We start from the raw sequence: 11,606 nt of genomic DNA on the forward strand, positions 1-11,606 counted from the left end.
CATGGATTGCGGTGAAAGGACTCTTTCCCGACGAGCGGCAAACCGAGAGAGGATTCGAGATGAGTATCGCCAGCATCAATCCAGCGACCAATGCACCGATCAAGACTTTCCGACCACTGACCAAAGATCAAACGTTGGCGGCGGTCGAGAAATCGGATCAAGCATTTCGTCAATGGCGCAAGAGCACGTTTGCGCAGCGAAAAAAAATCATGCTGGCGTTCGCCGATCAACTGCGCCATCGCGCCGATGAGTTCGCGCGATTGATCACCCTGGATATGGGGAAACGAATTTCCGAGAGTCAGTACGAAATCGAATACTGCGCCAAAATTTCGGAATTCTATGCCCAGGGCGCCGAGACGTTTTTGGCAGACGAACCGATGGACGTCGCGGGAGTCGACGCGTATCTGCAGTACACTCCATTGGGCCCTCTATTGGGAGTGATGCCATGGAATTTCCCGTTCTACCAGGTCGTTCGATTTGCCACCCCGAATCTGATGGCGGGCAATACGGTGATGGTCAAACACGCCAGCAATGTCCCACAGTGTGCGCAAGCCATCGAAGACTTGTTCGCCGAGTGTGGGTTGCCAGAGGGCGTCTACACCAACCTGTTCATCCCTTCAGAGTTTGTCGAGGCGATCATCGCCGACAAACGAGTGCAAGGCGTGTCGTTGACGGGTAGCGAAAAAGCCGGCGCCGCGGTTGCCGCATCGGCTGGCAAGCACTTGAAACGCTCCGTACTGGAACTCGGCGGAAACGATCCGTTCATCGTTCTCGAAGATGCGGATCTGGAACACACCGTCGAGTCGGCGGTCAAAGGCCGAATGGTCAATGCCGGCCAGTCCTGTGTCGCCTCGAAACGATTCATCGTGGTTTCATCCGTCGCCGACCAGTTCTTGGCGGCTTTCAAAAACCAGATGAGCCAACTGCGACCGGGCGATCCCCTCGACGAGAACACCACGCTGGCGCCACTGTCGTCCGAAGAGGCCGCTGTCAAATTGCATCATCAGGTCGAATCGGCGATCAACGCTGGCGCCAATGTGGTACTGGGCGGCGGACGCCCCGATCGCACGGGCGCCTATTTCAATCCGACCATTTTAACCGGCGTCACAGATGACATGCCGACGTTCGACCAAGAACTCTTCGGCCCCGTGGCGACGGTGCACGTTGTCAAAGATGAAGCCGAGGCAATTGAATTGGCCAACCGATCGTCCTTTGGACTCGGCGGCAGCGTCTACACCCAAGACGTCGACCGGGGCTGTCGCGTGGCCGAGCAAATTGAATCGGGGATGGTGTTCATCAATCAACCGACCAAGTCCCAGGCCGAACTGCCATTTGGCGGCATCAAAAACTCCGGCTACGGTCGCGAGCTTTCCCATTTAGGTATCTTGGAATTTGTGAACAAGAAACTGATCCACCGCGGCGCCCGATGATTGCCCCGTGATGCGTTGGTGACCGGCAGAGCATTTGTAAACGGATCTCTGACGTCTGCACCGAAAAACAAGGAAATTCAACTCATGACATCGACCGAACATAAAATCGAAAGCCGTCAAATTCAATTGGCGTCACGGCCCGACGGCGTTCCGTTGGAAAGTGATTTTGAAATGGTCACGGCGGAACTGACGCCGATCACCGATGGTGAATTCCTGGTTGAAAACCACTGGATGTCGGTCGACCCCTACATGCGTGGCCGAATGAAAGAGGGCGACAGCTACGTCCAAGCCTTCCAATTGGGTCAGCCCTTGGACGGCGGTTGTGTTGGCAAAGTCATTGAGTCCCGATCGGACAAATTTTCGGTGGACGATTTTGTTTTGGGCAACCAGGGTTGGCGTGAGTACTGGAAATCATCCGGCGAAGGTGTCACGAAACTGGACCCAGATCTGGCACCGATCCAGTCCTACCTGGGCGCACTCGGCATGACCGGGATGACCGCCTGGGTCGGACTCAAACGCATCGCCAACCTTAGCAGCAATAACACGGTGTTCGTCTCGGCGGCATCGGGCGCCGTCGGCTCGATCGTTTGCCAAATCGCCAAGGCCTATGATTGCCAAGTGATCGGCAGCGCCGGCCAGCAAGAAAAACTGGATTGGTTGCGTGACAAAGCAAAGCTCGATGGGCTGATCCATTACAAGCAAACCGAAGACCTGTCAGCGGCGCTCAAGGCGCTGGCGCCCGATGGGATCGATGTCTACTTTGACAACGTCGGCGGCGATCATTTGGAAGCCGCTTTGGATCAGCTAAATGATTTTGGCTGCGTCGTCGCCTGCGGGATGATCTCCACTTATAACGCTACCGAACCGCCGAAGGCCCCGCACAACCTGTTTCAAATCATCGCCAAACGGATCCGGATGCAGGGTTTCATCGTTCGTGATCACATGGCCGACTACGACGAATTCGTCCGCGACATGTCGGCCTGGATCAAGAGTGGAAAAGTGGTTTGGGAAGAAACCGTCACCACCGGTTTAGAGAATTCTCCCCAAGCCTTTCTCGGACTCTTCTCGGGCGACAATCTCGGGAAATCACTCGTCCGCATCCGCTGAACCGAATGAACTGAGCAACCAATCGCCGCACGACGCGCGTTTTAATGTTGCGTTCTGTATCACAACCCGGCGAGTGTAGTAAATCCACTCGCTCGCGCGTCCTGCTGGTATTGCCGCACTGGTAATCTTATCTTGCTTTGATAGATCGATTCTTTGTTTCTCTTCTTCACGAGTCCAAACGATGAGCACGGCGACTGATCCTGTCTCCACCGGCAGCACGAAACAAAATGGCATGGGGCCGATCCCCCATGGCAATGGTGTGGCGTTTCGCGTCTGGGCACCCAACGCCGATTCGGTCTGTGTGGTCGGCAGCTTTAATGATTGGCAGGCGGAGCGTGGAGTCATGGAATCGGAGCCCGGGGGATGTTGGTATCTCGATTGCCCCGACGCGAAATCCGGTGACCAATACAAGTACCGGATGACACATGGCGACCAAACGCTCGACCGAATCGACCCACGTGTTCGAGAAGTGACCAATTCGATCGGAAACGGAATCATTCATGATCCGGAATTTGATTGGCAAGGGGATGATTTTAAATCGCCCTGCTGGAACGAGTTGGTGATTTATGAAACTCACATCGGTACGTTCTTCCGCCACAAAGATGACACGGTTGGCACCTTCGATGACTACCAAGACAAGTTTGACCATCTGAAACGTCTCGGCGTCAACGCGTTGGAAATCATGCCGATCGCGGAATTTGCAGGCGACTTATCCTGGGGCTACAACCCGGCGCACCCCTATGCGATCGAAACGGCCTATGGAGGTCCACTGGAATTCAAACGCTTTGTTCGCGCCGCCCACCGCGCCGGATTTGCGGTGATCCTGGATGTCGTCTACAACCACTTCGGTCCGTCGGATTTAGACCTTTGGCAATTTGATGGATGGAGTGAAAACAACAAGGGCGGCATTTATTTTTACAACGACAACCGCAGTTCGACCCCTTGGGGTGACACCCGACCCGATTACGGACGCGGCGAAGTCCGTTCGTACATCCGCGACAACGCGATGATGTGGTTTCAGGACTATCACGTCGACGGTTTGCGCTATGACATGACCTTGTATATCCGCAGCGTCGATGGCAGCCCACAGACGGAGATTCCCGAAGGCTGGGGACTGACCCAATGGGTCAATCGAGAAATCCATGCGATGCGCCCTGATGCGATCACGATTGCAGAGGACCTACAAAACAACGACTACCTGACCAAATCCGACATCGAAGGCGGTGCTGGATTCTCGACTCAGTGGGATGCAGGATTCGTTCACCCGATCCGCGACGTGCTGACCCAGTCCAGCGATGCGGGGCGCGATATGAACAAGGTCCGTGACGCGCTGTACCACAATTACAACGGAGACGCCTTTCAACGTGTCGTCTACACGGAATCGCACGATGAAGTCGCCAACGGAAAGTCTCGTGTGCCCAGTGAAGTCGACGAACAAGATCCCGACAGTTGGTTTGCCCAAAAGCGAGCCACGCTGGGCCTGGCACTGGTCATGACCGCACCTGGAATCCCCATGCTGTTCCAAGGTCAGGAACTGTTGCAGGCCGGTTGGTTCAAAGATAGTCAACCGCTCGATTGGCGAAACGCCAAAGAACACGCGGGAATCATTCAATTGTGCAGCGATCTGATCAGCTTGCGTCGAAACCAATCAGGGGTTTCCAAAGGATTGACCGGCCAATCGGTGGATGTCTTTCATTTCAATCAGTCCGGCAAAGTGATCGGCTATCGACGCAGCGAGCGCGGCGGACCCGGTGACGACGTCGTTGTGATTGTCAATTTTGCCAACCAACTCTACGAACAATATCAATTTGGATTGCCGGCCGCCGGTACCTGGGTGCGGCGCTTTAGCAGCGACCGAACCGCGTACAGCGATGACTTTGGCGGTGCCGCGAGTGGGACAATCAACGCCAACGAATCCCCCTACGACAATCAACCGTATTGCGGCGTCGTGCATTTGCCACCGTACACCGCATTGATCTATTCACAGGATCCCCAGTGACTACATCTCTTCGGCGAAAACGCGAGCGGTGATTCCCAACAATCGCCGCCGCCAATTTTTTTCAACCGGATCATCGATGCATTGGTCGGACAGCTTGTCGTACCAGGTTGCAAGCTCGTCAATCTTTGTTTGATCAAACACCGCCAAGACCAACTCATAGTTCAAGAAAAAGCTACGCATGTCAAAGTTGGCCGAACCGATATACGCGACCTGGTCGTCAACCAACAGCATTTTTGAATGCACCATTCGATCGGGATAGCACAGGGCTTTTCCACCGGATTCGGTCAAGTCATGCAAGTAATCGCCTCGGGCGACGTCGGCCGGTGGCATGTCGGATGATTCAGGCACGATCACACGCACGTCCACACCGCGGCGTGCTGCGATTTCCAACGACCGCATCGCCGTCGGTGGAGGCACAAAGTACGGCGTTACAATCCAAATCCGATCGTTGGCTCGATTGATCGCAGCCAGCCATAGATCATCCAAGATTTCATCCGGACCGTCCGGGCCGACGGGGATCACCTGCATCATCGTTCGATCCTCGGATGCCAATTCATTTCCCTGGGCTTCCGAAACTGACGTCGTCAACTTGCTGAGAGGTGGTCTTGATTCCTGTTCAGTGGCGAAGTCCCAATCCGACAGAAACACCGCTTCGATTTGCTGCGCAGCCTGGCCATCAACTTGCAAAAGAAAGTCAACCCAGGTTTCGTTGTCAGGCGTGGGCGTCATCTCATATTCAACAAAATTGGCGCCTCCCAAAATTGCCTGTTGGCCATCGACCACCATCAGCTTGCGGTGATTTCGATAATTCAAATAAGCAAATTTCGCGATCCGCGATAACGGTTTGAAACGCGTGCAGTATCCACCGGCTTGTTCCAATGATTCCAGCAATCCGTTTGGAAAGGTAAATGAGCCAAAGCCGTCGATCATCAACCGCACTTCCACACCGCTTTTCGCTTTAGCACACAGCACGTCAATCAAACGCTGTCCAACTCGATCATCGATCAAAATGAACGAATGCACATAGATGCGTCGCTCAGCAGACTCGACGACCTCAAAGAGTGCCTTCCACATCGATTCTGGATCCAACAGCACTCGCAATCGGTTGTGATCACTCGGGGCGACCAATCCACGCGTGACTGCGATTTCGGCCAACGGATGACTCTCGCCGCCAGCGATCGATGCATGAGTGGGCAATTGGACGATCTCGCGGTTCTCATGTTCTGCGGAGATTTTCCTGCCACCCAGGAACAAGAACAATACCAGTCCGATCGGCGGCGAGAGCAAGATCAACAATAGCCAACCGAACTTGCCGACGCTGTGACGTTCGCTTTGGCGCATCGCAGTCATCGCGATCAGCGTGGTTAGCGCTCCGACAAGCATCGCCAGGTAGAGGTACAGGTAGAACAAAATGCCAATCGTTTAGTAGCGATAGATGGCAGCAATCGGATGTTTGTCTTTACCACCGGAGCCTGCCACAACGGAACCGCCAGATTGTAACGTCTCGCGCACAGCCAAATTCGCAAGGTCCGTGTGAGACTCGGAATCCAGCCTGACAGTGCCGGCATCACGATTAAATTGCCCCCACACCGGTCGGTCTTCACCCAACAGCAGTGTAGCGACCCGACCGCGACTCGCTTCGATCAGCACTTGGTCGACACTGGCGGCACCCGCATCCTGTGCTAGAGCGGTCCCTAACTGCTCGTTCAATCCCTGCTGCGATTCCTGGACGACTGCTTGAGATGCCTGCAAGATCTTTTCCGAAATCTGTTGATCGTTCAAAGCGTCCGGACTGGCATGAATCACCTGCTTGACGGGCACATCACAGCACGCCGAGAAATGCCCGGCAACTTCATCGGTCGCCAATACCAACAGGTCGTGCGCAGTGTTGTAGATTTCGTCTGCGACTGCTTTACCGACTCGAGACAGATAGTGTTCGCGGTCGGCTTTGATCTTGTCTTCCCCCTCGCCATGACCATGATACATCGCAGTTGAACCTCCACCGGCCGACGTCCCACTTTTGGAGGCATGGGTGGTGTACTGCAATTGTTCTTCGGCATCACGCTCGGGCACCAGTTCACTCATCTGAACCGGAAACGCATCACTATTGATCTCACGGGTTGAGTGCCCGTCACAGGCATACAGCTTGGCTGCCTCCCAGGAGATCGCCAACACCCGAGTGCTACCACCTCCACAGGCCGCGATGGCCAGAGGCCGTACAAGGAAATGGTCGACGACGTAGACCGCATCTTCCAGCGGATGACTGATCTTGAATTGCTGCACGCACCCATCACAAACATACAGTGCGTAGCCGGCCGACTGGTGCTGCCAAAATTCGAAGTCGTTTTCCAGTTCGGCGAGCTCCGTCAATTGCTTGGTCAACGCGGGATTGCGATCCGCCACTCTGTCGAGCGCTTCAGACATCAAGTTTTTAAAGCGAATTGCATTCTGCTTCGTCTTCGGCCCACGCTCGTGAGTGTGCATCACGATCGAGACACAAACACCCGACTCCTTATTGATCAGTTCGACAAGTTCGTTTTGAGTGGGATTTTCAATCATGGCAATTGCTCGGTGGATGGTGTAATTCGACGGACGGACCATGAACACGAGGTATCGAGCCGCGTTTTGAGTCAAAGACACCCCAAGTGGCACGCACTGGCTTTCGTTATGGTCGTCGCTGGCGACTCGCTTTAACATCGCCGCAAATCAGATGCCAGAACATCAGGTCGAACGAAACACGGGGCGTCATTGGTTCGCGACCCTTCGACCGCCGGCAGCGCGGCTTGAATGATCGCTAAGCGGCCAAGCTGGTATGCAATCCACCAATCACCAATCGGTTCAAAACGAAAGGAAAAAATTACGGCACGACGATTGCGACGTTGAACGTTCAGTTGAGCCCATTCGAGAGCCGATTCACAACAACGTAGAAACGTAAGATGCTTGTAAAAACCTTGGACTGCGAACCACCAAAGAACCGCTCCTCTCACGGGGATCGTTCGGCAGATGCGATGATCGTTCAGGATGCATCCCTGACGTTGATGGTGAGTGCTCGTGCTGCCTGGGGACGGCCGAGTACCGGGGCCTGTTGCGAACTGCGATCGTGAATCACGTGCCCGATCAAAACGCACCCGAATTTGCGATCGACCACTTCGGCTGGCTCGATCCGTTCGTCCCCAACCGATGGTGGCGCGGCGGATGGTTGCAAACCGTCTCGATCAAAACGCTGCGACCTGAATTGACACCGGACAACTGGCCCGGCGCCCAGCCTTTTAATGTCCCAGATCAAAACACACCGCCCGACGTCCTCTGCGGTTACTACTTTCCAACGCGGCAACCAACCGACCGACCAGCCACGATCCTCTTTCACGGCATGGGCGGACACGCACTCAGCGGATACATGCGCAGCATGGCGGAACACCTGCTTGACGCCGGATACCCTGTCATCCTATGGAACAATCGCGGTGCAGGGCGATCCGCCAGCAAATGCACCGGACTTCATCATCCTGGCAACGTCGATGACGTCAAACTGTTATTGCGTCACTTGACTACGGAGCATCCCCAATGGGTTCAATCGGGAATCACCGCGGTCGCCTTTTCACTCGGTGCAAACCCGCTACTTTGCTACCTGGCAGAATCGGGTGATGAGTCGCAATTTTCTGCCACAGTGAGCGTCTCCGCTCCCCTGGATATGGAACTCACATCGCGGAATTTACGGCGAGGAATGAACCGAGTCTTCGATCGCTACCTGCTACATCGCCAGCAGAAAGAACTGCTTCGCGAATCCGCAGACCTGTCGGCTCGGGAACGTTCGATCATCGACAACGTGAGTTCGGTTTGGCAGTTGGACGATCAATTCACTGCAAAACGGTATGGGTTCGAGTCAGCCGCCGACTACTATCGAGCGCACTCCGCAGTCCATGTACTCTCTCAAATCAGGACGCCAACCCTTCTGTTTCACGCCTCCGATGATCCGGTCGTCGACGACGCCCCCTTTCTGGATCGTGACTGGCAACCCGGCGGGCCACTTTATCCCGCGTTTTCCGAATCAGGCGGTCACACCGGGTTCCTGGACCGACGCGGTGGAAGGTGGCACGAAAACGCAGCCGCCAAATTCTTCGACGCGATGATCGATGGCATTAAGCGGCCAACTCAGTGAAATAGTTTTCGTCTTCAGGGATCGTTTGGCATAACGATTGCACCTCTCTCGATCCCAGTCGACCTATATGAATTACCCGAAACGATAGTCTTCGCCGTCGACGCGGAGCAGATTGAACGAACAATAGTGAGTCCAAACATGATTAAGCATTTCTTAACTCTGATGTGTGCCGGTGGGTTCTTTTTCGCTGCCGTCGGTTGCGACGTCGAACAAACCTCCGAAGGTGAACTTCCTACCGTTGATGTGGACGCCGATCCAGGCAAACTGCCTGAATTCGACGTGGATGCACCCGAGGTAGATGTTCAAATGAAAGAAAAAACGATGAAGGTTCCCGACGTGGACGTGGAGATGAAGGACACCACGGTGGAAGTTCCAGACATCGACATCGACCTGCCCGCAGATGAATAAACCGCGTCGCAGCCACGTCGTCTTGTAAAACCACTGACGGTGCAAAGCAACTAGACAGCCGAACTGCTTGGGCGAGCCGTTCGGCTTTTTCTATTTGGCGCCAACCGGTCCGCAATTCGATCGTTTTCAGGATTTTGTGGAAACGCAATTGCCATTGGAACAACGCAGTCGCTTACCTTAGTGGCTAGACCCAGCAAGGGAACATTCGTCGCCCGACCGGGAAACGTTTGGAGCTGCGATTTTCACATGCGGCATTGTTTTTTGGTGACCCAACGCGTCAGTTTTGAAGCCAGCGCTTTTGCGTGGGGCATTGGTTTTTAGCAACCCGAAGCGTGAGCGAGGGATCTCCTCAACCGGCTTAATCCCTCGCTGACGCATCGGATTGTGATAAAATCGCAATCTCGAAAGGGGCCATCCGAACACAGCTCGGTTGCCCGCTGCCCAGCTGCCGCACGAAACCGGCGCTGCAATGGTATCTGATTCATTAACACCTCTGTCGATCTCTACCAACTGTTTCCCCAAGGCCACTTCAATGAACACGATCAGAATCCGATCTGCATTGCTCTACGTGACGGTCATTGCAATGTTCCCAATCTCCGCGAATGCGATCCAGCCACCTGAAACCCCCGCGGCCAAGCCAGCCGAAAGCATCAGCGATTGGGCGCTTGCGGGCATCGTCTGGAGCGACGCGAACCTCACCCGAAAAATTGCGACCGATGCGATCAAGTACAGCAAAGATCGACAGTCTGCCGAGCAATTGAAGAACGTGGTCACACAATCAACGGACCTAATCGACTCGCTCGAAAAATTTGGATGGAAACAGGTCCGCATTGCGCGTCAAACGAGCAGTCCGGAGACGGAAACGGCAGCAACCAGTGAAACGTCACCTGCAATCGCGAGTGACACGTCTGACGTAGAGCGGGAGCTGCGCGTCGACTTAGACGAAAACCGCAGCGTCGACAACTACATCGACAATACAGGAAAGGACGGCAGCACGTTGGCAGAAGCAAGACAGGACGGCCTCAACGCTGCCATTGCAGCAGCCGACCCGGATGTGATTGCGGGACCTGTGACGGATCACATCACCGCTCGTGACGTCATGACACAATCTCGCACGATGCCATTCTCCAAAGATTCGATCTATGAATGGGGCGACAAGTCTGAACCGATCGGCCGACCGGACAACGCAAATGTTGCAAAAAACCTGTTGCGTGAAACAGCACGCGAGGTCGCCCCGGCGGACAAACTATCCATCCATCGATACACCGACCAAGCCGCGCGCAATCATCAAGATGCAAAGTGGGTACAACTCCACCTCACTGCCAATCAAATGAAATACGCGCACATCAAAGATCACGGTGACTTGATCGCGCAAGCTCAATTGGCCGTCAGGCAGCTCAAATCAACGGCATTGGTCGCTGGACAAGCTTCACAAAATTCGCAATTGCGAACCCTGTTGCAACCCATCTTGGCACTGAATGTTTCAAACGATCAGTGATCGTCTGCGGTCGATTCCCACCGGCGCAACCCAGCACGCGCAACCCGGCACGCGAGTTTTGAAGTGGCGCGTTTGCGATTCACTCGCCCGCCCCGCGGGAGAGTGAAGAGATCGAAGTGGCAATTTGCCGAGTCATTTGAGTTGCAACGGCTGTTTAGCGCTGGCTTCAAAAAGCGTCAGCGAGGGATCCCGATAACACCCTAAATCCCTCGCTGACGCGTCGGGTTACCATAAGCCGAGAATTGTGCGACGCATCACCTGGTTGATTACTTGAACCATGTCAGCGACCACTACTCCGACCGCCGTCTTTCGCGCCGCCGACATCACCAAGATTTACCAGATGGGTGAGGTCCAGGTGCATGCGTTGCGTGGGGTCAGCATGCAGCTGTTCGAGAACGAATTCGTCGTGTTACTCGGCGCATCCGGCAGCGGCAAATCCACGTTGCTGAACATTTTAGGTGGCTTGGATTCGCCGACATCCGGTAGCGTGCACTATCTGGATCACGATTTGACCGCCAGCGACGACGCCCAATTGACGCGGTACCGTCGCAAAAATGTGGGGTTTGTGTTCCAGTTCTACAATTTGATCCCCAGCCTAACCGCTCGTGAAAATGTGGAACTGATTACGGAAATCGCCGATTCGCCGATGCAGGCACTCGATGCACTTGAGATCGTTGGACTGGGCGAACGCGCCAACCATTTCCCCGCCCAATTGTCCGGTGGTGAACAACAGCGAGTTGCCATCGCGCGGGCGATTGCCAAGAACCCCAAGGTGCTCCTTTGTGACGAACCGACCGGGGCGCTCGACGTGCACACCGGGATCATCGTGTTACAAGCGATTGCGAGAATCAATCGCGAATTGGGAACCACCACTGCGGTGATTACACACAACGCCGAAATCGCCAAAATGGCAGATCGAGTCATTTCGTTGTCCGACGGTCAGATCTCCGGTGTTCAATGCAACGATGATCGATGGGAAGCGTCGCAACTAAAATGGTGAACGAGCGC

The 11,606-nt window shown here is 54.7% G+C and carries 9 protein-coding genes; 7 read left to right on the forward strand and 2 right to left on the reverse strand.

Going from position 1 to position 11,606, the window contains the following annotated elements:
• Window positions 1–11 precede the first annotated feature (11 nt).
• From NHH03_RS15425 to NHH03_RS15435, 3 genes are all read left to right on the forward strand, one after another.
• Window positions 12–1,430, forward strand: a complete 1,419-nt coding sequence (locus tag NHH03_RS15425; RefSeq protein ID WP_253157639.1) for an NAD-dependent succinate-semialdehyde dehydrogenase — start codon at window positions 12–14, stop codon at window positions 1,428–1,430.
• A gap of 84 nt (window positions 1,431–1,514) precedes the next feature.
• Window positions 1,515–2,537, forward strand: a complete 1,023-nt coding sequence (locus tag NHH03_RS15430) for an NADP-dependent oxidoreductase (protein ID WP_253157640.1) — start codon at window positions 1,515–1,517, stop codon at window positions 2,535–2,537.
• A gap of 181 nt (window positions 2,538–2,718) precedes the next feature.
• A complete protein-coding gene (locus tag NHH03_RS15435) occupies window positions 2,719–4,536 on the forward strand; it encodes an alpha-amylase family glycosyl hydrolase (protein ID WP_253157643.1) in 1,818 nt (605 codons plus the stop codon).
• Here the strand turns inward: NHH03_RS15435 and NHH03_RS15440 are convergent, their stop codons facing one another.
• Both NHH03_RS15440 and NHH03_RS15445 read right to left on the reverse strand, forming a co-directional pair.
• The gene (locus NHH03_RS15440) at window positions 4,537–5,946 is read right to left on the reverse strand and encodes a phospholipase D-like domain-containing protein (protein WP_253157646.1); all 1,410 of its coding nucleotides are present in this window, start codon (window positions 5,944–5,946) and stop codon (window positions 4,537–4,539) included. It lies immediately after the preceding gene.
• A gap of 12 nt (window positions 5,947–5,958) precedes the next feature.
• Window positions 5,959–7,095, reverse strand: coding sequence for a baeRF3 domain-containing protein (locus NHH03_RS15445; protein WP_253157649.1), 1,137 nt, complete (start codon window positions 7,093–7,095; stop codon window positions 5,959–5,961).
• Window positions 7,096–7,636: 541 nt separating this feature from the next.
• Here NHH03_RS15445 and NHH03_RS15450 point away from each other — a divergent pair.
• From NHH03_RS15450 to NHH03_RS15465, 4 genes are all read left to right on the forward strand, one after another.
• Window positions 7,637–8,692, forward strand: coding sequence for a YheT family hydrolase (locus NHH03_RS15450; protein WP_253157652.1), 1,056 nt, complete (start codon window positions 7,637–7,639; stop codon window positions 8,690–8,692).
• Window positions 8,693–8,830: 138 nt separating this feature from the next.
• Entirely contained in the window at window positions 8,831–9,100 is a 270-nt protein-coding gene (locus NHH03_RS15455) for a hypothetical protein (protein WP_253157654.1), read from the forward strand.
• Between the two features lie 583 nt (window positions 9,101–9,683).
• Window positions 9,684–10,598, forward strand: coding sequence for a hypothetical protein (locus NHH03_RS15460; RefSeq protein ID WP_253157657.1), 915 nt, complete (start codon window positions 9,684–9,686; stop codon window positions 10,596–10,598).
• Window positions 10,599–10,875: 277 nt separating this feature from the next.
• Window positions 10,876–11,598 carry an ABC transporter ATP-binding protein gene (locus NHH03_RS15465; protein ID WP_253157660.1) on the forward strand — a complete coding sequence of 241 codons (723 nt, stop codon included), beginning with the start codon at window positions 10,876–10,878 and terminating at the stop codon, window positions 11,596–11,598.
• The last annotated feature ends 8 nt before the right edge of the window (window positions 11,599–11,606 follow it).

The organism is Stieleria tagensis (assembly GCF_024129865.1).
GTDB classification, from domain to species: domain Bacteria; phylum Planctomycetota; class Planctomycetia; order Pirellulales; family Pirellulaceae; genus Stieleria; species Stieleria tagensis.

What these genes read in the sequence shown, in the direction of transcription:
- NHH03_RS15445 (WP_253157649.1), bottom strand. Translation starts at nt 7,095, where the DNA reads ATGATTGAAAATCCCACTCAAAACGAACTTGTCGAACTGATCAATAAG.
- NHH03_RS15435 (WP_253157643.1), top strand. Translation starts at nt 2,719, where the DNA reads ATGAGCACGGCGACTGATCCTGTCTCCACCGGCAGCACGAAACAAAAT.
- NHH03_RS15465 (WP_253157660.1), top strand. Translation starts at nt 10,876, where the DNA reads ATGTCAGCGACCACTACTCCGACCGCCGTCTTTCGCGCCGCCGACATC.
- NHH03_RS15455 (WP_253157654.1), top strand. Translation starts at nt 8,831, where the DNA reads ATGATTAAGCATTTCTTAACTCTGATGTGTGCCGGTGGGTTCTTTTTC.
- NHH03_RS15430 (WP_253157640.1), top strand. Translation starts at nt 1,515, where the DNA reads ATGACATCGACCGAACATAAAATCGAAAGCCGTCAAATTCAATTGGCG.
- NHH03_RS15460 (WP_253157657.1), top strand. Translation starts at nt 9,684, where the DNA reads ATGTTCCCAATCTCCGCGAATGCGATCCAGCCACCTGAAACCCCCGCG.